The organism is Staphylococcus sp. GDY8P94P, from assembly GCF_017892255.1.
Taxonomy (GTDB): domain Bacteria; phylum Bacillota; class Bacilli; order Staphylococcales; family Staphylococcaceae; genus Staphylococcus; species Staphylococcus cohnii.
The window spans coordinates 63,659-86,689 of the sequence record NZ_JAESKU010000007.1 but is presented as its reverse complement, the minus strand read 5'-3'; the positions used below and the strand labels follow the sequence as shown (position 1 = coordinate 86,689).

General features: G+C 33.0%; 19 protein-coding genes. 18 read left to right on the top strand and 1 reads right to left on the bottom strand.

Annotated features, from left to right (window positions below; genetic code table 11):
* The first annotated feature begins 202 nt into the window (after positions 1-202).
* A complete protein-coding gene (rny, locus tag KA926_RS03845) occupies positions 203-1,762 on the top strand; it encodes a ribonuclease Y (RefSeq protein WP_210143634.1) in 1,560 nt (519 codons plus the stop codon).
* 409 nt (positions 1,763-2,171) lie between these two features.
* Here the strand turns inward: rny and KA926_RS03840 are convergent, their stop codons facing one another.
* A complete protein-coding gene (locus tag KA926_RS03840) occupies positions 2,172-2,387 on the bottom strand; it encodes a hypothetical protein (RefSeq protein WP_019468712.1) in 216 nt (71 codons plus the stop codon).
* A 165-nt stretch (positions 2,388-2,552) separates the two neighbouring features.
* Between KA926_RS03840 and KA926_RS03835 the strand changes: the two genes are divergently transcribed.
* The 17 genes from KA926_RS03835 (at position 2,553) to KA926_RS03755 (ending at position 22,904) form a co-directional block, all read left to right on the top strand.
* Positions 2,553-3,344, top strand: a complete 792-nt coding sequence (locus KA926_RS03835) for a TIGR00282 family metallophosphoesterase (RefSeq protein ID WP_192946709.1) — start codon at positions 2,553-2,555, stop codon at positions 3,342-3,344.
* A gap of 110 nt (positions 3,345-3,454) precedes the next feature.
* Positions 3,455-5,215 (top strand): 2-oxoacid:acceptor oxidoreductase subunit alpha, encoded by a 1,761-nt coding sequence (locus KA926_RS03830; RefSeq protein WP_192946708.1) that lies wholly within the window; start codon positions 3,455-3,457, stop codon positions 5,213-5,215.
* Positions 5,216-6,082: a 2-oxoacid:ferredoxin oxidoreductase subunit beta gene (locus tag KA926_RS03825; RefSeq protein ID WP_019468715.1), complete on the top strand. Its 867-nt coding sequence runs from the start codon at positions 5,216-5,218 to the stop codon at positions 6,080-6,082.
* 144 nt (positions 6,083-6,226) lie between these two features.
* On the top strand, positions 6,227-6,850 hold the full coding sequence (locus tag KA926_RS03820; protein ID WP_192946707.1) for a poly-gamma-glutamate hydrolase family protein: 624 nt from the start codon (positions 6,227-6,229) through the stop codon (positions 6,848-6,850).
* Between the two features lie 131 nt (positions 6,851-6,981).
* Positions 6,982-7,605, top strand: coding sequence for a poly-gamma-glutamate hydrolase family protein (locus KA926_RS03815; RefSeq protein ID WP_107505260.1), 624 nt, complete (start codon positions 6,982-6,984; stop codon positions 7,603-7,605).
* Between the two features lie 68 nt (positions 7,606-7,673).
* Entirely contained in the window at positions 7,674-8,075 is a 402-nt protein-coding gene (locus tag KA926_RS03810; RefSeq protein WP_210143633.1) for an RrF2 family transcriptional regulator, read from the top strand.
* 456 nt (positions 8,076-8,531) lie between these two features.
* Positions 8,532-8,828 carry a thiamine-binding protein gene (locus tag KA926_RS03805; protein WP_019468719.1) on the top strand — a complete coding sequence of 99 codons (297 nt, stop codon included), beginning with the start codon at positions 8,532-8,534 and terminating at the stop codon, positions 8,826-8,828.
* Between the two features lie 459 nt (positions 8,829-9,287).
* The gene (gene miaB / locus KA926_RS03800; RefSeq protein WP_192946705.1) at positions 9,288-10,829 is read left to right on the top strand and encodes a tRNA (N6-isopentenyl adenosine(37)-C2)-methylthiotransferase MiaB; all 1,542 of its coding nucleotides are present in this window, start codon (positions 9,288-9,290) and stop codon (positions 10,827-10,829) included.
* Positions 10,829-11,188, top strand: a complete 360-nt coding sequence (locus KA926_RS03795) for a YlbF/YmcA family competence regulator (RefSeq protein ID WP_192946704.1) — start codon at positions 10,829-10,831, stop codon at positions 11,186-11,188. The genes miaB and KA926_RS03795 overlap by 1 nt, the downstream gene beginning before the upstream one ends.
* Before the next feature lie 34 nt (positions 11,189-11,222).
* On the top strand, positions 11,223-11,711 hold the full coding sequence (gene thiW, locus KA926_RS03790; protein ID WP_192946703.1) for an energy coupling factor transporter S component ThiW: 489 nt from the start codon (positions 11,223-11,225) through the stop codon (positions 11,709-11,711).
* Positions 11,712-12,133: 422 nt separating this feature from the next.
* Positions 12,134-14,776: a DNA mismatch repair protein MutS gene (gene mutS, locus KA926_RS03785; protein WP_192946702.1), complete on the top strand. Its 2,643-nt coding sequence runs from the start codon at positions 12,134-12,136 to the stop codon at positions 14,774-14,776.
* Positions 14,777-14,791: 15 nt separating this feature from the next.
* Complete coding sequence (gene mutL, locus KA926_RS03780) at positions 14,792-16,729, top strand: DNA mismatch repair endonuclease MutL (RefSeq protein ID WP_107383968.1); 1,938 nt, start codon at positions 14,792-14,794, stop codon at positions 16,727-16,729.
* Positions 16,730-16,742: 13 nt separating this feature from the next.
* Positions 16,743-17,276 (top strand): glycerol-3-phosphate responsive antiterminator, encoded by a 534-nt coding sequence (locus KA926_RS03775; RefSeq protein WP_107383981.1) that lies wholly within the window; start codon positions 16,743-16,745, stop codon positions 17,274-17,276.
* Between the two features lie 102 nt (positions 17,277-17,378).
* Positions 17,379-18,413: a S66 family peptidase gene (locus KA926_RS03770; RefSeq protein ID WP_192946701.1), complete on the top strand. Its 1,035-nt coding sequence runs from the start codon at positions 17,379-17,381 to the stop codon at positions 18,411-18,413.
* 172 nt (positions 18,414-18,585) lie between these two features.
* Positions 18,586-19,404, top strand: a complete 819-nt coding sequence (locus tag KA926_RS03765) for an MIP/aquaporin family protein (protein ID WP_192946700.1) — start codon at positions 18,586-18,588, stop codon at positions 19,402-19,404.
* A 177-nt stretch (positions 19,405-19,581) separates the two neighbouring features.
* Positions 19,582-21,084, top strand: a complete 1,503-nt coding sequence (gene glpK, locus KA926_RS03760; RefSeq protein WP_210143632.1) for a glycerol kinase GlpK — start codon at positions 19,582-19,584, stop codon at positions 21,082-21,084.
* A 146-nt stretch (positions 21,085-21,230) separates the two neighbouring features.
* The gene (locus KA926_RS03755; RefSeq protein WP_192946698.1) at positions 21,231-22,904 is read left to right on the top strand and encodes a glycerol-3-phosphate dehydrogenase/oxidase; all 1,674 of its coding nucleotides are present in this window, start codon (positions 21,231-21,233) and stop codon (positions 22,902-22,904) included.
* Positions 22,905-23,031 lie beyond the last annotated feature (127 nt).

The window sequence follows — 23,031 nt, the reverse complement described above, 5'->3', positions numbered from 1 at the left end:
ACAACAAGAAATAGACAATAGCAGTAACTATAACTAATTTAATGTAAAATGAGCTATTCAAATAATGAATTAATGTAGTTGCACACCTTGACACTTCTTAGTTTGAAACCGTACAATTACATTGTATGATTCTTATATAACTTCATATAATCATATTGAATTTGATATACAGAGCAAAATCCTAGAAAAAGGGGGTGTTTGTGTGAATTTATTAAACCTCCTACTCATTTTGCTAGGTATTATTCTCGGAGTTGTTGTAGGGTATATTATTGCCCGAAATATATTGCATCAAAAGCAATTACAAGCAAGACAGACTGCTGAAGATATTATCGAACATGGTAATAAAGAAGCAGAGAATATCAAGAAGGAAAAGCTCCTTGAAGCTAAAGAAGAGAATCAAATCTTAAAAGAGCAAAGTGAAAATGAACTTCGTGAAAGACGTGGTGATCTTCAAAGGCAAGAAGCACGACTTCTTCAAAAAGAAGAAAACTTAGAGCGAAAATCTGATCTTTTAGATAAAAAGGATGAGATTTTAGAGCAAAAAGAGTCTAAACTTGAAGAACGACAACAACAAGTAGATGCAAAAGAGAGTAGTGTTCAGTCATTAATAAATAAGCATAAACAAGAATTAGAACGCATCTCTGGTCTCACTCAAGAAGAAGCTGCCAATGAACAACTTCAAAGAGTTGAGGAAGAATTGTCACATGATATTGCAATACTTGTTAAGGAAAAAGAGAAAGAAGCAAAAGAAGCAGTCGATAAAAATGCAAAAGAATTATTAGCAACTACTGTACAACGGTTAGCTGCAGAGCATACTTCAGAATCTACAGTATCAGTTGTTAATTTACCAAATGACGAAATGAAAGGTCGAATCATTGGTAGAGAAGGTAGAAATATAAGAACGTTAGAAACGTTAACTGGTATTGATTTAATTATAGATGATACACCAGAAGCAGTTATTCTATCAGGTTTTGACCCAATTAGACGTGAAATTGCAAGAACTGCATTAGTAAATCTTGTTTCAGATGGACGCATCCATCCTGGAAGAATTGAAGATATGGTTGAAAAAGCTCGAAAAGAAGTGGACGATATTATAAGGGATGCTGGTGAACAAGCAACATTTGAAATTAATGTACATAACATGCATCCAGATTTAGTTAAAATTCTAGGTCGTTTACAATATCGTACTAGCTATGGTCAAAATGTGTTAAAACATTCTATAGAGGTTTCCCACTTAAGTGGCATGTTAGCAGCTGAATTAGGAGAAGATGTTACTTTAGCCAAACGTGCTGGACTACTTCATGATGTTGGTAAAGCTATTGACCATGAAGTTGAAGGAAGTCACGTTGAAATTGGTGTGGAATTAGCTAAAAAATACGCTGAAAGTGAAACAGTATTAAATGCTATACACTCACATCACGGTGATGTAGAACCAACTTCTATTATTTCTATATTGGTTGCAGCAGCAGATGCTTTATCAGCTGCTAGACCAGGTGCTCGTAAAGAGACGTTAGAAAATTATATTAGAAGATTGGAAAGACTAGAAACACTTTCAGAAAGCTATGATGGTGTTGAAAAAGCATTTGCAATCCAAGCTGGTAGAGAAATTCGGGTTATTGTATCACCAGAAACTATCGACGACTTAAAGTCACATCGCTTAGCAAGAGATATTAAGAGCCAGATTGAAGACGAACTTCAATATCCTGGTCATATAAAAGTGACAGTTGTTCGTGAGACTAGAGCAATTGAATACGCAAAATAATAAATAAAAACATAATTAACTTATGAAATAACTGCTAGCAGAGAAGTAAAACTTTGTTGGCAGTTATTTTTAGTTTGTGTAAAAAAATAATGTAATTTTTAACACATTGAGAAAGTATCAATATATTGTGGAAATCCCTCTCTTTTTGAATTAACATACCTTATTAGTAATGATTTTGTAATAGCTGAAAAATGATGTGCGTGAGAGGCTACAAACTTGGATTATGTAAATCATATCGTCAGCCAAGTAAAGCACAATCAAAATTGTAAATGCTTAAATTAACTAAGTGAGTGGGGAAGTCATTTTTTGACAATATAAATGAGTCTGGAACATCATTGATGTTCCAGACTCATCGTTTTGAAACTAAGTATTATATCTTAGTATTTTTTATTGCTATGCTTACGTTTAGTTATTTTAACTCTAAGTCTACTTTCTGCAATTCTTTGATTACTTCAGCAGTGTCATAACAACTAGTGGAGATATTGGCATATCTTTCAGCAAGCCTATAAGCATTGATATATAACTCTAAGCTATCCTTAGCAATATCTTCCGGATTGTCACTATTTGCAGGGTTTGCAGAAACAACTAAATCAGCAAAATGTTGTGGATCAATATTAATTGACATTTCTTACATACAACTCCTATTTTTTGAAATGATACTTAACTATAATATAAATATTACCACTAATCTGAAATTTAAAACAAAGTAATGTTTATGAATATTTATTAAAGAGCCTTTTCATCATAGATAATTTCAATTAAACTAACAGTAAGAGAGGATGACACGTAAATGAGAATTTTATTTATTGGGGATATTGTTGGTAAAATAGGTAGAGAAGCTATTTCAAACTATTTACCCAAGTTGAAACAAACTTATAAACCTACCGTTACAATAGTAAACGCAGAAAATGCAGCTCATGGTAAAGGTTTGACCGAAAAAATATATAAATCTTTACTAAGAGAAGGCGTTGATTTTATGACAATGGGAAATCATACATATGGTCAACGTCAAATATATGATTTTATAGAGAATGCCAATCGGATGGTTCGTCCAGCCAATTTTCCAGATGAAGCACCTGGTGTTGGTATGCGCTTCATTCAAATTAATGAAATCAAATTGGCTATCATTAATTTACAAGGACGAGCATTTATGCAAGATATTGATGATCCTTTTAAAAAGGCAGATGCATTAATAGCTGAAGCACAAAAAGAAACAGATTATATTTTTGTTGACTTTCATGCTGAGACTACTTCAGAAAAAAATGCAATGGGATGGTATTTAGATAATAGAGTTAGTGCTGTTGTTGGTACACACACACATATCCAAACTTCAGATGAAAGGATATTACCTGGAGGCACAGGATATATTACAGATGTAGGCATGACTGGTTACTACGATGGTATACTTGGTATTAATCGTGAAGAGGTGATTACTCGCTTTATCACGAGTTTACCACAAAGACATGTCGTTCCTGATGAAGGTCGCAGTGTATTATCAGGTGTAATTATAGATTTAAATAAAGATGGTAAAACAAAACATATAGAACGTATTCTTATTAATGATGACCATCCTTTTAAATAATCGTCCATTAGTATGAATTTTTAATTAAACCGCTCTTTTCATAGTAAAAGCGTGGTTTGTTTTGGTATGATGAAATATGAATTATTATAACCACTAGGAGGCTAGATGATATGAAATCTCAAGTATCATGGAAAGTGGGCGGACAACAAGGTGAAGGTATTGAATCAACAGGTGAAATCTTTGCCACTGCTATGAACCGTAAAGGATACTATTTATACGGATATCGTCATTTTTCAAGTAGAATCAAAGGCGGTCATACAAATAACAAAATTAGAGTATCAACATCACCAGTACATGCAATTAGTGATGATTTAGATATATTAATCGCATTCGATCAAGAAACAATCGAATTGAATCACCAAGAAATGCGTAAAGATAGTGTGATTATTGCTGATAGTAAAGTTAAACCAGAAAAGCCTGAACATTGTGAAGCACAATTGGTTGCCCTACCTTTTACTGCTACAGCGAAAGAATTAGGCACGACTTTAATGAAAAATATGGTCGCTGTTGGTGCAACATGTGCCGTAATGAACTTAGATATCTCAGATTTCGAGACACTTATCACCAATATGTTTACTAAAAAAGGTGATAAAGTTGTAGAAATGAATATTGAAGCATTGAATGAAGGTTATCGATTAATGAACGAGCAATTAAGTACTGTTGATGGTGATTTTGTTTTAGAAACAACAGAAGGCACACCACACCTATATATGATAGGCAATGATGCGATAGGTTTAGGTGCGCTGTCAGCCGGTTCAAGATTTATGGCAGCATATCCTATTACACCAGCATCTGAAATTATGGAATATATGATTGAAAACTTACCTAAAGTTGGAGGTACTGTTGTACAAACTGAAGATGAAATCGCTGCAGCAAATATGGCAATTGGCTCCAATTATGCTGGCGTACGTGCATTTACAGCAAGCGCTGGACCTGGTCTTTCACTCATGATGGAAGCCATTGGACTATCTGGTATGACTGAAACACCATTTGTTGTTATTAATACACAACGTGGAGGTCCATCCACTGGATTACCTACCAAGCAGGAACAATCAGACCTTATGCAAATGATTTACGGTACTCATGGTGATATACCTAAAATAGTTGTAGCACCTACTGATGCTGAAGATGCATTTTATCTTACGATAGAAGCTTTCAATCTTGCTGAAATGTATCAATGCCCTGTAATCATTTTAAGTGATTTACAATTGTCATTAGGTAAACAAACTGTAGAATCATTAGACTATAATAAAATCGAAATAAATCGTGGAGAAACGATTCAATCAGATATAGAAAGAGATGAAGATGATAAAACATACTTCAAGCGTTATGCGTTGACTGAAAGCGGTGTCTCTCCTAGACCGATCCCTGGAGTTAAAGGGGGCATACATCATGTTACGGGTGTGGAACATAATGAAGAAGGTAAGACAAGTGAAGCAGCTGATAACAGACAACAACAAATGGATAAACGTATGCGAAAAACAGAGCATCTATTGATTAATGATCCTGTTGAAAATGATGCGTTTCATGAAGCAGCAGATATTCTTTATTTAGGCTTCATCTCTACTAAAGGCGCAATTCAAGAAGGTAAAGATAGATTAGAGCACCAAGGTTTGAAGATTAACCATTTACAAATTCGACAATTACATCCATTCCCAAGCAAAACGATACAAGAAGCGGTTGATAAAGCTTCAAAAGTTGTAGTTGTGGAGCATAATTATCAAGGTCAACTTTCAAATATATTAAAAATGAATGTGAACGTTGGAGATAAGTTAATTAATCAAACGAAATATGATGGTACGCCATTCTTACCAAATGAAATAGAATCCAAAGGATTAGAAATTGCCAAAAATTTAAAGGAGTTGGTATAAGTGGCAACATTTAAAGATTTTAGAAATAATGTGAAGCCCAATTGGTGTCCTGGTTGTGGAGATTTTTCTGTTCAAGCAGCGATTCAAAAAGCAGCTGCAAATGTTGGATTAGAACCTGAAGAAGTTGCAATTATAACAGGTATCGGGTGCTCAGGTCGCTTATCTGGTTACGTTAATTCATATGGTGTTCATGGTATTCACGGCCGTTCATTACCATTAGCACAAGGCGTGAAAATGGCTAATAAAGATTTAACAGTTATTGCTTCCGGTGGTGATGGTGACGGTTATGCGATTGGTATGGGACACACGATTCATGCACTACGTAGAAATATGAATATGACATATATAGTGATGGATAATCAAATCTATGGTTTAACAAAAGGACAAACATCACCATCTTCAGCACAGGGCTTTGTGACTAAATCTACGCCAAAAGGCAATATTGAGAAAAATGTTGCGCCATTAGAGCTTGCGTTGTCTTCAGGTGCAACATTTGTTGCTCAAGGCTTTTCTAGTGATATCAAAGGATTAACTAAAATGTTGGAAGATGCAATTAATCATGATGGTTTTTCATTTGTTAACGTATTCTCTCCATGTGTGACATACAATAAAGTAAACACTTATGATTGGTTTAAAGAAAATCTTACCAATATTGATGAAATTGAAGATTTTGATACGACCGACAAACAAAAAGCGACTCAAAAAGTTTTAGAATATAATTCATTACTTAAAGGCATCGTATATCAAGACACAGAAACACCTTCCTATGAATCTCAAATTGAAGAAATAGAAGGCACAGCACTAGCCAAAAAAGATATTCACCTTGATGAACAACAATTCAAAGACTTAACAAAACAATTTGTATAGTAGTTTATCTACTTAAATAGTAATCAAAAGCGTAAAATAACTAGCTGATCACAAAAAGATGATTTTCATAGAAAAATCATTGTTTTATATTTGTTGATCAGCTATTTTTATATATAAACATTAAAAGTGGAGGCATAGAGAAAAATGGTTGATCATTTTGTGACAATGAAGGAATTGCTAACATACACACACGAAGGTGAAGATTGGGAAATTCAAACGCGTGAAAGATATTCACCTGTGCTTGTTACTGCTGTCCATGGAGGGGCTATAGAAAGAGGTACAACTGAAATTGCACAATATTTAAGTGAAATAGGAAATTTCAGTTTTTATAGTTTTAAAGGTGTAAGAAAAAATAAAAATAATGAACTTCATGTTACGTCAACTCATTTTGATGAACCCAAATTAAAAAAGATTGTGAGCGAACATGCCCAAGTTATATCTATTCATGGTTGTATGGGTGAAAAAAATGAAGTGTATATCGGTGGTAGAGATGAAGCGTTAATTACGCGCATAAAACAAGTATTAAATGAAGCAGAATTCATTATAAAGGATGCACCATCTCATATTTCTGGTAAACAACAAGATAACTTTGTCAATTGTGGCAAGAATGGTATGGGAGTACAGTTAGAATTGACTGTTAACTTTAGGAAGCAATGTTTTGTTAATAAAAAATTTAATCTAAAAGATCGAGAAGATCGTTCAAATTGGTCAACTTATTTAAAAGAATTTTCGGAAGCAATGATTAAGGCAATCACATACCATAAATAGTAAACTGCAAATTGCTCAGAAGCAAATGTAAAAATTTTGTTAATAAACTAATAAAAACTTAACAGTAATTTAAGATAGTAGACGCTAAAGTGTGGTAAATAAAATAGTACATTTATAAAGGAGGGGGATATATGTCTGATCGATTTAAGTCTATGACGGAATTAATGGAGCTTACAGAGGAAAATACGGATTGGATCATTAATACTATTGAGCGAAATAGCAATGTTATAATAACTGCAATTCACGGAGGAGCTATTGAACCTGCTACTACCGAATTGGCGGAATTAACAGCTGAGAAAGGTGGTTTTGACTACTTTACTTTTAAAGCAATTAGAACAAAAGCTAACGCAGAATTACATGTGACCTCCAGAAACTATGATGAACCTAAATTAATGAAAATGATTGCTAATAATCCATATGCCATCGCTATACATGGTTGTAAAGGTGAAGATGAAATTATTTATATGGGTGGTAAAGACGAGCAATTAATGGATGCAATGACAGAAGAATTTGAAAAACTAGGGATAGATGTCAGACAAGCGCCATCACATATGTCTGGTGCACATGATGACAATATTATTAATTGTTGTAAAACTGAAAAAGGTGTACAACTCGAATTAACCTCAGGAATAAGAAAAAAATTGTTTGAAAATGGACGCTATAATAAAAAAAGTAGAGAAAACAGCAGTAATTGGACTCAGTTTATGTATGATTTTGCACAAGCAATCATTAATGCGACTAAAAACATTGCATAATATTGAAAAGGAAAACCTAATAAGTTATTATAGATTTATTATATCTATAATAGGAAGATGATGAATTTATGAAATTTTCAAAAGCGACTGATTATGCTTTACACGCATTGTTATTTATGATTAATAACCAAGGGGACCAAAAAAAGATTCCAGTACAAGATTTAGCATCAGTTTTAAGTGTTTCTACAACTTACTTATCAAAAGTACTGACACGTTTAGTAAAAAGCAATATCATTTCTGCTAGTAGTGGTGCTAAAGGTGGGTATCAATTAAAAAATGGTTGGGATTCAGTATCTATTTATGATGTTATAATTACAATTGATGGGAAGCAAAGTCTATTAGAAGACTCCTTTAATCACGATGAAGGTTGCCCCATTGAAGCTATAATGGAAGATGCTGAAACAACATTGATAACAACATTGAAACAAAAAAAATTAACAAGTTTAGATAAAAATAGAACAAGTAAATGAATTTATAGTATAGAAATAGGAAATGATAAACTATTTCTATACATTATTTTAAATTTATTATAGATATTAAAAATCTTTAATATATGTATAAATAAAAGGAATGGAATTTGAAGATAGTAGTGATATACAAATAGGAAGTGCATTTACACAAATGATGTTTGACACCGAATTCGATTTCTTTAAATAATATAGAGCTACACCTGGATAAACAAGGAAAAATCTAATCGACATTTTATGGAATAAACAATATTAATAGGTTGTATGTAGCTAGAGTGGTTAAAGATAACTTTGTTAGTCAATTAATTGATGCTGCTGCGAATGGAAGGAATGTTGCTAAAAATATGATGATGGATCTTATAGATGAAACCTATCGATAAACAAAGCTTTAGAATTCTATACCTTAGGTTAATGTTTTGGTAAACTGAAGATAAGTAAAATTTAAGGGGTTGAATAAGTATGAATGATACTTTAATGAGCGTACAAATTATTCCAAAAACTACTAATGGTGAAGACGTTATACCATACGTAGATGAAGCAATTAAAGTGATAGATGATTCTGGTTTAGAATATCGCGTTGGACCACTAGAAACAACTGTGCAAGGTGAAATGAATGAATGCTTAATATTGATTCAAAAGCTTAATGAGCGAATGGTAGAACTAGAAATACCGAGTACCATCAGTCAAGTGAAATTTTATCATGTCCCTGAAGGTATCACTATTGAAACATTAACTGGAAAATACGATGAAATCTAAGTGATTGTCATGTTAGTTAGATACTGGCTATTGATGTTATAAAGATAAAATTAAATTGTTAACTATTTAAGGTACATCGTTAATTTAGTTAAATTTACTAAATAATACGGAAGTACCTTATTTTTTGTGGGTAAAGCCAAGGATAGTTTTATATGAAAATATTATAATAGTAAGAGGTACACTTAAAGATAATTCGATTTTTCACGATGATTTAACTACATATTTCTGTTATCGACCAATATATATATAAGTAAAAGGAGTTTTTGTTATATAAATTTTTAAATCAAAGTTGATTATTGTATATGACTTTTGCACTTTAGTGCTAAATTTAATATAATGAAATAATGATTATAGATAAAGTTATAGAACTTTGAACGACTCGATTGTTAAACAGCGAGATAGAATCTATTTTAAAGCGTTTGTTCTTAGTTTTTATGATATAGAAAGGGTTTTGTTAGCGTGAATGAAGAACAAAGAAAGCAAACTTCTATAGATGTGTTGGCCGAACGCGATAAGAAGACAAAAGATTATAGTAAGTATTTTGAGCATGTATACCAACCACCAAGTTTAAAAGAAGCACGTAAACGTGGTAAAGAAGAAATACATTATAATCGAGATTTTCAAATAGATGAAAAATATCGTGATATGGGTAAAGGGAAGACATTTTTAATAAAAACATATGGTTGTCAAATGAATGCGCATGATACAGAAGTCATGGCAGGTATTTTAAGTGCTTTAGGTTATCAAGCAACGGAAGAGATAAATGAAGCGGATGTTATATTAATTAATACTTGTGCAATTCGTGAAAATGCAGAAAATAAAGTGTTTAGTGAGATTGGCAATTTAAAACACTTAAAAAAAGAAAAACCTGAAACGGTCATTGGTGTTTGTGGTTGTATGTCGCAAGAAGAATCAGTCGTTAATAAAATATTAAAATCTTATCAAAACGTGGATATGATTTTCGGTACTCATAATATACACAGATTGCCTGAAATACTTGAAGAAGCTTATCTATCGAAAGCAATGGTAGTGGAAGTTTGGTCTAAAGAAGGCGATGTAATTGAAAATTTACCTAAGGTCAGAAAAGGCAATATAAAAGCATGGGTAAATATCATGTATGGTTGTGACAAATTCTGTACATACTGTATTGTGCCATTTACACGAGGAAAAGAGCGGAGTAGAAGGCCACAAGATATTATTGATGAAGTTAGAGATTTAGCACGTCAAGGATATCAAGAAGTTACATTATTAGGTCAAAACGTTAATTCATATGGCAAAGATATTGATGGATTGGAATATGGACTTGGTGATTTACTTGAAGATATTTCGAAAATAGATATTCCGAGGGTACGTTTCACTACGAGTCACCCATGGGATTTTACTGATCGTATGATAGAAGTGATTGCTAATGGTGGGAACATAGTGCCGCATGTTCATTTGCCTGTACAATCAGGAAATAATGCTGTACTAAAAATTATGGGACGTAAATATACAAGAGAAAGTTATTTAGATTTAGTAAATCGTATTAAGTCTAAAATACCTGACGTTGCTTTAACAACAGATATTATTGTTGGTTATCCAAACGAAACAGCAGAACAATTTGAAGAAACATTAACGCTTTACGATGAAGTAGCATTTGAACATGCATATACGTATATCTATTCACAAAGAGATGGCACACCAGCGGCTAAAATGAAAGATAACGTGCCTTTAGAGGAAAAAAAGGCTAGACTACAACAGTTAAATAAAAAAGTAGCTTATTATTCTGAACAAGCTATGACACAATATGAAGGACAAACGGTTCAAGTTCTATGTGAAGGCGCTAGTAAGAAAGACGATACTGTACTCGCGGGTTATACAAATAAAAATAAACTTGTTAACTTTAAGGCGCCTAAAGAAATGATCGGAAAAATTGTTGATGTAAAAGTTGATGAAGCAAAACAATTTTCGTTAAATGGTACATTTTTAGGAGCTAGTGAAAAAGCAGTGGTGACACAATAATGTATGAAAAAGATGAAATATTAGCTGAAGCAGATAAACTCAGCCAACGTATTCAATCATTAGACACTGTCAAAGAATATCAAGCGATTGAACAGCAAATTCATCATAATAAAAATATTGAGACACGCATGAAAGACTTGAAAAAAACACAGAAACAGTCTGTTAATTTACAAAATTATGGTAAACATCAGGCATTACGTCAATCTGAAGATAAAATTCAAGATATTGAGCAAAATATCAATGTTATACCTATTGTTGAAGAATTTAGAGAATCACAAGCAGAAGCGAATGACTTATTGCAAATGATGGTCAGTACGATGTCAAACCGTTTAAATGAAATTCAACAAGATAAAGATTAATACGTAATCCACTTGTAGAAAGGAAATGAACAATATGAAAACAAGAAAATTAACACTGACTGCGATATTGATTGCTATTAATGTAGTGTTAAGTAGCATTGTTGTTATACCTTTAGGGCCTATTAAAGCGGCACCTATTCAACATTTAATCAATGTTATATGCGCGGTAATTGTGGGACCTTGGTTTGGTTTGGCACAAGCGTTTATATCTTCGTTGTTAAGAATGCTATTTGGCACCGGTAGTTTCTTTGCATTTCCTGGAAGTATGGTTGGCGTATTATTAGCAAGTGGTTTTTACTATTATCGAAAACATATTTTTATGGCAGCAGTAGGTGAAGTTATAGGTACAGGTATCATTGGTAGTATCATGTGCATACCATTAGCTTGGTTATTAGGCTTTACTAACTTTGCTGTAAAGCCTTTAATGATAGCTTTTATTGCATCAAGTGTGATTGGTGCAATGATTAGTTACATCATTTTAATGGTTATGAAAAGAAAAGGTATTTTAAAACGCTTCTTATAAATATGTAAATATGAAAAGGTTAAGTTTCATTACTTTTAACATATAAAAGAATTAATTATAATGTAGGTTTGTAATTAACTATTTGTATGTTCAAATGAAACTTAATCTTTTTTATTTTATAAATATTATTTATCAATAAGCGAATTAATGAAGTTTTTATATCAATCATACCCTGTAAGCATAAGCGTAAAAACTAAAGTTATGTTAAAATTTAAGAGTTAAATGGACAATAAAATCTCAGGAAAATGGTTTGAGAGTACAAAACGATATAGTGGTAAAATTCCTGATATAAAGCATAAATATCAATCAGATGAACAATTGAGAAGTCATCTGATTTAATGATTTACCATACATAAGTAATGATTTATTTAATGTATTTTAAATTATAGTGAGAAACTAATAGAAGGATTGTGAAAGATTAAATGACTAACCAAACGCCAATGATGCAGCAGTATTTAAAAATAAAATCACAATATCAAGATTGTTTACTATTTTTTAGATTAGGCGATTTTTATGAAATGTTTTTTGAAGATGCGAAAGAAGCATCTAGAGTTCTAGAAATAACATTAACGAAACGAGATGCTAAAAAAGAAAATCCCATTCCTATGTGTGGTGTACCTTACCATTCAGCAGATGGCTATATCGAAACATTAATTAATAATGGATATAAAGTTGCTATTTGCGAGCAAATGGAAGACCCTAGACAAACAAAAGGAATGGTAAAACGTGAGGTAGTTAGAATCGTTACGCCAGGTACGGTTATGGATCAAGGCGGCGTAGATGAAAAACAAAACAATTATATTTTGAGCTTTGTACAAATAAATGATTGTTATGCACTAAGTTATTGTGATGTGTCTACAGGAGAACTTAAAGTAACATCTTTTAACGATCAAGCTACATTAATTAATGAAATAACAACAATTAATCCAAATGAAATCGTGGTAAATGCGCATATAGATGAGGAATTAAAACGTCAAATTAGTTTGACAACTGAAACAATTACAGTATTGAATGAAATATCAAATGCAGAATATGCAGTTAATACAAGTAATGATCAATCTTTATATAATGCGACTCAGTTATTACTTGATTATATTTTCCATACGCAAAAACGAGATCTTTCTCATATAGAAACTGTTGTAAAATATGAAGCAGTAGATTTTATGAAAATGGACTTTTATGCAAAACGTAATTTAGAATTGACAGAAAGCATACGCCTAAAAAGTAAAAAAGGAACATTGCTATGGTTGATGGATGAAACTAAAACGCCTATGGGGGCAAGAAGATTAAAACAATGGATTGATAGACCGTTAATCCATAAAAACCAAATTGAATCTCGACTAGATACAGTTGAGCAATTTATTGACTTTTTTATAGAGAGAGACACTTTGAGAGAACATCTTAATCAAGTATATGATATCGAGCGTTTAGTCGGCCGTGTAAGTTATGGAAATGTAAATGCTAGAGATTTAATTCAGTTAAAACATTCAATTTCTGAGATACCCAATATTAAACAATTATTAGATGGTTTAGATACAGAAACCACTGAACAATTTAAAGCACTTGAACCTTTAGATGAATTGTTAACATTATTAGAAAATAGTTTGAAAGAAGAACCACCCATCTCTGTTAAAGAAGGTGGATTATTCAAAAAAGGATTTAATCAGGAGCTTGATGAGTATTTAGAAGCATCGAAGAATGGTAAATCTTGGTTAGCTGAACTGCAGACAAAGGAACGTCAACGCACTGGTATTAAATCACTGAAGATTAGTTTTAACAAAGTCTTTGGATATTTTATCGAAATTACAAGAGCCAACTTGCAAGGTTTTGATCCTTCTGCATATGGTTATCATCGTAAACAAACTTTATCAAATGCAGAACGATTTATTACGGATGAATTAAAAGAAAAAGAAGATATTATTTTAGGTGCTGAAGATAAAGCGATTGAATTAGAATATCAATTATTTGTGCAATTGAGAGAGCAAATAAAAACGTATACAGAGCGCTTGCAAAAACAAGCGAAAATTATTTCTGAATTGGATTGTTTACAAAGTTTTGCAGAAATAGCTCAAAAATACAATTATGCAAGACCTGCATTTAGTGAAGACAAAACACTTAAATTAACAAATTCAAGGCATCCAGTTGTAGAACGTGTCATGGATCACAACGACTATGTGCCAAATGATTGTAAACTAGATCAAGATACGTTTATTTATTTAATCACAGGACCTAATATGTCAGGGAAATCTACTTATATGAGACAAGTTGCAATCATAAGTATTATGGCACAAATGGGCGCATACGTACCTTGTGAAGCAGCTGTATTACCAGTTTTTGATCAAATATTTACAAGAATTGGAGCTGCAGATGATTTAGTTTCTGGTAAAAGTACATTTATGGTTGAGATGTTGGAAGCACAAAAAGCACTTGCTAATGCTACAGAAGATAGTTTAATTATTTTTGATGAAATAGGTAGAGGTACCTCTACTTATGATGGATTGGCTTTGGCACAAGCTATGATTGAATTCGTTGCACATACTTCTCATGCCAAGACATTATTCTCTACACATTACCACGAATTAACAACTTTAGATCAGTCGTTATCTTCGTTGAAAAATGTTCATGTTGCAGCAAATGAATACAATGGTGAGCTTATCTTCTTACATAAAGTTAAAGATGGAGCTGTCGATGATAGCTATGGTATCCAAGTAGCGAAGTTAGCACATTTACCAGAAGCAGTTATCTCACGCGCACAAGTAATTCTAGATGCATTTGAACAAAATAATAATCAAGAACAAACGACAAATGAAAAAGTCAATGTTATTAAAACAGGTGTGGAAGCACAATCTTTAGAAAAACCAATAGTAGCAGAAAATGATTACAACTATAGCGATGACAAACAAGGACATAACAGCTACCAATTTGAACAAGCAGCTTTTGATTTGTTTGATTATCCAGCAACACAAAGTGAAATAGAGAATGAAATTAAGCAATTAAATTTATCGAATATGACACCGATAGAAGCCCTAGTAAAACTTAGTGAATTACAGAATCAGTTAAAGTAGAGGTGAGGTCATTCAATGGGTAAAATAAAAGAATTACAGACATCTTTAGCAAATAAAATAGCAGCTGGTGAAGTAGTGGAAAGACCTGGATCAGTTGTGAAAGAACTATTAGAAAATGCAATTGATGCACAAGCAACAGAAATAAATATAGAGGTTGAACAATCAGGCGTCGCTTCTATACGTGTTGTTGACAACGGTACTGGTATTGAAATCGATGATTTAGATTTAGTATTCCATCGTCACGCAACAAGCAAATTGGATGCAGATGATGATCTGTTCCATATTCGTACATTAGGCTTTCGTGGAGAGGCATTAGCTAGTATTTCATCAGTTTCTAAGGTAACATTGAAAACATGCACAGATAATCAAGAAGGCCAAGAAATTTATGTGGAAAATGGTGAGGTTTTAAATCGAAAACCAGCTAAAGCAAAAAGAGGCACAGATATTTTAGTGGAGTCACTATTTTATAATACGCCAGCACGATTAAAATATATTAAGAGTCTATATACCGAACTAGGTAAGATAACAGATATAGTAAATCGTATGGCCATGAGTCATCCTGATATACGTATTTCGCTTGTGTCTGATGGTAAAACAATTATAAAAACAAATGGATCTGGTAGAACAAATGAAGTGATGGCTGAAATTTATGGTATGAAAGTTGCTAAAGACTTAGTACATGTTACAGGGGATACAAGTGATTATCATTTAGATGCTTATTTTGCGAAACCTGAACATTCTAGAAGTAATAAGCATTATATTTCTATCTTTATTAACGGGAGATATATTAAGAATTTCTTGTTAAATAAAGCGATTTTAGAAGGTTATCATACTTTATTAATGGTTGGTCGTTACCCAATATGTTATATCAATATTGAAATGGATCCGATATTGGTAGATGTCAATGTCCATCCAACTAAATTAGAGGTAAGATTATCAAAAGAAGACCAGCTTTTTGAATTAATCGTTAACAAAATTCGTGAAGCTTTTAAAGATCGCATTTTAATTCCTCAAAATGATATGGATAAAATGACGAAGAAAAACAAGGTATTAAACCAATTTGAGCAACAGAAAATGGATTTTGAAAAACGTCAACAACAAAATAACTTTGAGCAAAATATTGAGCAAACAGCTGATTCAAACATGCATAATGAAAATGACACAAGTGTAGAAAATGAAGCATCTTATATAAATCAACACGATGGTGAACAAAATCGTATTCAAGAATCACAAAATGATTATAAGAAAATACAAAATGAACTACTTTATGATTTTGAAACAACAAATAGTGATTCTACTGATAATGAAGTCTCAGTTGAAGATAATAGTGATGAGGATATTAAAGGTCGCGTGAGTGCTTCACCAACTCGTCGAATACCCTACATGGAAATTGTTGGACAAGTCCACGGTACCTATATTATCGCTCAAAATGAAAATGGTATGTTTATGATTGACCAACACGCAGCTCAAGAAAGAATAAAGTATGAATATTTCAGAGAAAAAATTGGTGATGTTGTAAATGAAAGTCAAAATTTATTAATCCCGTTAACTTTCCATTTCTCAAAAGATGAATTAATGATTATTAATCAGTATAAAGATGAATTAGATAAGGTAGGCGTGCATTTAGAACCATTTGGTGGACATGATTATATTGTAGATAGCTATCCTGTTTGGTTTCCGAAAGAAGAAGCAGAAGAAATCATCAAAGATATGATTGAATATGTATTAGAACATAAAAAAGTCGACGTTAGAAAAATTCGTGAAGAAGCTGCGATTATGATGAGTTGTAAAAAATCAATTAAGGCTAACCACTATCTAAAAAATAATGAAATGGCAGATTTAGTCAATCAGTTGAGAGAGACTGAAGATCCATTCACCTGTCCGCATGGAAGACCCATTATTATTAATTTTTCAAATTATGAATTAGAACGTCTATTTAAACGTATTGTCTAAGGAGGAATTCATGTTGAAACCGCATATTTTACCTGCAGTTCGCTCAATGAAAGATTTAGAAAAATTAACGATGACAGATTATAAGGAATGTGTCATGTTAGATGCGCATATTGGTCATGTTAAAAGTATCATGGGTCTATTAAACAAGAATAATATTGAAACATACATGCATATCGATTTAATCAAAGGTATGAGCCATGATGAATTCGCGTGTGAATACATTATTCAAAATTATCATCCTAAAGGCATCGTTTCAACCAAGACAAAAGTAATTAACAAAGCAAAATCATTAAATACAACAACTGTGTTCAGAGTATTTGTATTAGATAGCCATGCATTATCTAGAAGTATTGAATTGATTAAGCGTGTAGAACCAGATTTTGTGGAAGTTTTACCGGGTATTGCTACAAAAGCCATACGTATCATTAACGAAGAAACGAATACTGCTGTAATTGCTGGCGGACTCATTAACAGTAAAGAAGAAGTAGACATTGCAGTTTCAAATGGTGCAAAATATATTACAACTAGTGATCGATCGTTATGGTAATCTAATCAGATGATATAACTAAAACAATAAAAGTTAAGTATTTTGATATCATCAATATATTTGCGAACGATCGCCATGAACGAGTATAGGGAGTTGTTGATAATGATAAAACCAAAGCAATTGAAAGTAGGAGACACAGTAGCAATTGTGTCTCTTTCTTCTGGTTTAGCAGGTGAAAGTAATATGTTATGGCGAACGCGACAAGGCATTCAACGTTTGGAAAATGAATTTGGCTTAAAAGTCAAAGTAATGCCAAATGCCTTAAAAGGTGTAGCGTTTATTCACAATCATCCAGAATGTAGAGCTAAAGATTTAAATGAAGCAGTAAAAGATCAAGAAGTTAAAGCTATTATTAGTTGTATTGGCGGAGAAGATGCGATACGTATTTTACCTTATGTAGATTTCCAAGCAATTGCAACAAATCCTAAAATATTCAGTGGTTATTCAGATACAACTACAGTACATTTGATGTTTTATAAAATGGGGATAGTTAGTTTTTATGGGCAGGCATTACTTACTGATTTTGCAGAAAATATTGCAATGGATACATATACTGTAGAGAATATTAACAACTGTTGGTTTAATACAAATAAAATTGGAACAATAGAACCAGCATTTTATATACGACCATACGGATTAAAGTGGGATATAAAAAATAAAAACAGGTGTAGACCTGAAATAGTCCAAAATGGATACGAAATATTAAATGGTAATAACAAAGTAAGCGGCCATCTTTTAGGCGGGAATCTAGAAACTTTTGTTGACTTACGTCATACTTCAATATTTCCTGAAATTGAGGCTTTTAATGGGGCAATATTATTTTTAGAAACATCGGAAGACACACCGACACCGGAAATGTTTGCTGAATATTTAGAGCAATTGCTAAAGCATGGTATTTTAAATCGTCTGAATGGCATGATTTTTGGCAAGCCATTTAACAATGTATATTATGAAAATTATAAAAGAGAAATATTTAAAATAATAAAAAAATGCAATAATCCTAAAATGGTTGTTTTTTATAATTTATCATTTGGTCACAATGAACCAAAACATGCGATTCCTTATGGGTTGATGGCACAAATTGATCCATTAACCGGTCAGTTTAGTATCGCTGAAAACAGTGTAGTATCCACTTAAGTTGTGACAACTTTTCTACAAAAACATTTGACAACGCTTACAACAACGGTGTAAGGTAAACTCAAGTTAATATTTAGAACAGAGATGGGAGATTTCTACAGTAATTAAACCGGTGGTTCACAACTGGATATAATTGTAGGGATCTCCCTGTCTTATTTTAGGAGGAGTCTTTATGAGTGTATATTTTGCTGAATTTTTGGGAACAGCAATACTTGTACTATTTGGGGGAGGCGTTGTTGCAAACGTCAACTTAAAAAGAAGTAATGGGAATGGCGCAGATTGGATCGTTATTGCTACAGGTTGGGGATTAGCAGTTACTATGGGAGTGTACGCGGTAGGGAATATATCGGGTGCGCATTTAAATCCTGCAGTGACTTTAGCGTTTGCAATGGATGGCGCGATTAATTGGTCTATGGTACCCGGTTATATCATCTGTCAAATCCTTGGTGGTATTGTCGGTGGTGCATTAGTTTGGCTAATGTATTTAGCTCAATGGAAAGCAACAGAAGATCAAGGTACAAAATTAGCTGTATTTTCTACAGCTCCTGCCATTAAGAACTATTTTGCAAACTTTATGAGTGAAATTATTGGCACAGCTATTTTAACAATGGGTCTTTTATTCATCGGTATGAATAAAATTGCTGATGGACTAAATCCATTAATTGTCGGTAGTTTAATCGTTGCAATTGGTTTGAGTCTAGGTGGTCCAACAGGTTATGCAATTAACCCAGCGCGTGATTTAGGTCCGCGTATTGCACATGCAATTCTACCAATCTCTGGCAAAGGCGATTCTAATTGGTCCTATGCAATTGTACCAGTGTTAGGACCTGTGACTGGTGGTATGATTGGTGCAGTGATTTATAGACTATTTTATAAAGGTGCATTTGATACAATGTCAGTGGTTGCAATCGTATTATTAATCATCACACTTATTTTAGGTGTCGTATTAAATAAAGCGAAAAATGCTAAAGGTATTGAATCGATATATTAATTACGTTTAATTTATTTGTATTTACGTTAAAATATAACTAGATATTATTATCATTGGATTAATATAAAATTATTAGTTGAGTGAACTAATAAAAAAAGGGTACAGAAAAGTATGTATATCAATGTGAATTACATATGTAATTCGTGTTATGAACATTAGAAGAGGGAGCTAATAATTATGGAAAAATATATTTTGTCAATCGACCAAGGCACTACGAGTTCTAGAGCAATTTTGTTTGATCAAGACGGAAAAATCAAAGGCGTTGCACAACGTGAATTCAAACAATATTTTCCAAAATCAGGCTGGGTAGAACATGATGCTAATGAAATTTGGACATCTGTTTTAGCTGTTATGGCTGAAGTTTTAAATAAAGAAAATGTTGGTGCAGATCAAATTGCTGGTATTGGTATTACAAACCAACGTGAAACTACGGTAGTGTGGGATAAGAAAACATCTAGACCGGTATATCATGCAATTGTTTGGCAATCACGTCAAACACAAGGCATCTGTCAAGAATTAAAAGAACAAGGTTTAGAAGATAAATTCAGAGAAAAAACAGGTCTCTTATTAGATCCGTATTTCGCAGGTACAAAAGTTAAATGGATTCTTGATAATGTAGAAGGTGCAAGAGAAAAAGCTGATAATGGAGATTTATTATTCGGCACAATTGATTCATGGCTAGTGTGGAAATTATCTGGTGGCAAAGCACATATTACAGATTATACAAATGCAAGCCGTACATTGATTTATAATATCCATGATTTAGAATGGGATCAAGAATTATTGGATATATTAGAAATTCCAAACACTATGTTACCTGAAGTTAAAGAGTCTAGTGAAGTTTATGCAAATACCATTGATTATCATTTCTTTGGACAAGAAATACCAATTGCTGGTATTGCAGGTGATCAACAAGCAGCATTATTTGGTCAAGCTTGTTTTGAACGTGGAGATGTAAAAAACACTTACGGTACAGGTGGCTTTATGCTGATGAATACAGGTGAAGAAGCTGTAGCATCTAAAAGTGGTTTGTTAACAACAATCGCTTATGGACTAGATGGAAAAGTTAATTATGCACTTGAAGGTTCTATCTTTGTTTCGGGTTCAGCTATTCAATGGTTACGAGATGGATTAAGAATGATTAATTCTGCACCACAATCAGAAAATTACGCAGAACGTGTAGAATCTACAGAAGGTGTTTACGTTGTGCCTGCATTCGTAGGTTTAGGAACACCATATTGGGATGCAGATGCACGTGGAGCAATCTTTGGTTTAACGCGTGGTACTGAAAAAGAACACTTTATCCGTGCTACATTAGAATCACTGTGTTATCAAACGCGTGATGTACTTGAAGCAATGGAAAAAGATTCTGATATTACAGTGAATAACCTGCGTGTTGACGGTGGTGCTGTTAAAAATAACTTTATTATGCAATTCCAATCTGATTTATTAAACGTGAGTGTTGAACGTCCAGAAATTAATGAAACAACAGCTTTAGGTGCTGCTTATTTAGCTGGTTTAGCTGTAGGTTTCTGGGATAATAAAGATGAAATTGCTAACCGTTGGAAACTAGAAAAAGAATTTAATCCAGATATGGAAGAAAAAGAAAGAAATAAATTATATAAAGGCTGGAAAAAAGCTGTAGAAGCAACGCAAGTCTTTAAGTTAGACGATGAATAAAGAATTAGACTTATCTAAGTTTCTTATGCTATAATAAGGGTAAGTTAATATTATCGAGATGAGAATTGAGAGACACTGTTCGTACAATTATATATGTATGGGGTAGGTCTCTCTTTTTTTATTACTACTAGGAGGCGCTAGATTTTATGAGTTTATCAACTTTGAAAAGAGAACAGATTAAGAAAGATTTAAAAAATGATACTTTTGACGTTGTCATTATCGGTGGAGGTATTACTGGTGCAGGTATTGCATTAGATGCAACACAAAGAGGTATGAAGGTCGCGTTAGTAGAAATGCAAGACTTTGCACAAGGTACAAGTTCACGTTCAACAAAATTAGTTCATGGTGGTTTACGTTACTTGAAACAATTGCAAGTGGGCGTTGTAGCAGAAACTGGTCGTGAACGTGCGATTGTATATGAAAATGGCCCTCATGTAACGACACCAGAGCGTATGTTATTGCCAATGCATAAAGGTGGTTCAATGGGTAAATTCACCACAGCTATTGGTTTAACAATGTATGACAGACTAGCAGGCGTAAAAAAATCAGAACGTAAAACAATGTTAAATGCTAAAGAAACATTGGCGAAAGAGCCACTTGTTAAAAAATCAGGCTTAAAAGGCGGCGGATCTTACGTCGAATATCGTACTGACGATGCGCGTTTAACAATTGAAGTTATGAAACGTGCTGCTGAAAAAGGCGCAACAGTAATTAACCACACGAAATCAGTACATTTCACATATGATTCAAATGAAAAGGTGAATGGTATTCATGCCGAAGACCAAATTACTGGTGAAACTTACCCAATTAAGGCTAAAAAAGTAATCAATGCAAGTGGCCCATGGGTAGATGAAGTGCGCAGTGGCGATTATGCACGTAATAACAAACAACTGCGCTTAACAAAAGGTGTTCATATTGTTATAGATCAATCGAAATTCCCATTAGGACAAGCAGTATACTTTGATACTGAAAAAGATGGACGTATGATTTTTGCGATTCCTCGTGAAGGCAAAGCATATGTAGGTACAACAGATACGTTTTACGATAACGATAAAACATCACCATTAGCAACACAAGAAGATAGAGATTATTTAATCGACGCAATCAACTATATGTTCCCAGATGTAAATGTAGCTGATGAAGACATTGAATCATCATGGGCTGGCGTGAGACCATTGATTTTAGAAGAAGGTAAAGATCCTTCAGAAATTTCTCGTAAAGATGAAGTGTGGGAAGGTAAGTCTGGTTTACTCACGATTGCTGGTGGTAAATTAACTGGTTATCGCCATATGGCATTAGAAATTGTGGACTTATTATCTAAACGCTTAAAATCTGAGTACGGTTTGAAATTTGATAAATGTGCTACAAAACACTTACCAATTTCTGGTGGAGATGTTGGTGGCAGTGCAAACTTTGATAACTTTATTGATAAAAAAGTTGAAGATGCTAAAGCTTATCAAATAGATGATGCAACAGCACGTCATTTTGCAACGAAATATGGTTCGAATGTAGAAGAATTATTCAAAATTGCTCAAACAGCACAATATCAAGAATCTGGTTTACCATTAGATATTTATACAGAATTGATTTATTCTATTCAAAACGAAATGGTTCATCGTCCAACAGATTTCTTTATTCGTCGTACTGGTAAACTTTATTTCAAAATAGATGATGTTCTAAATTATAAAGATCAAGTGATTGATGTAATGGCTGAATTACTTGGCTACACAGATGTTCAAAAAGACTTGTTTACAAAAGAACTTCAAACTGCAATTGATGAAGCACAAACGGGTAATAATCAACCTGCAGTTAAAGAATAAATTTAAATATTGTATGAATCTATCATTGAATGCTCATGTATATGAATGAGTAGATTCAAACTATGAATAATAATTTCTCCCCTTCAAAGTAGACATTAAAAAAATGTAGGCTTTGGAGGGGGTTTTT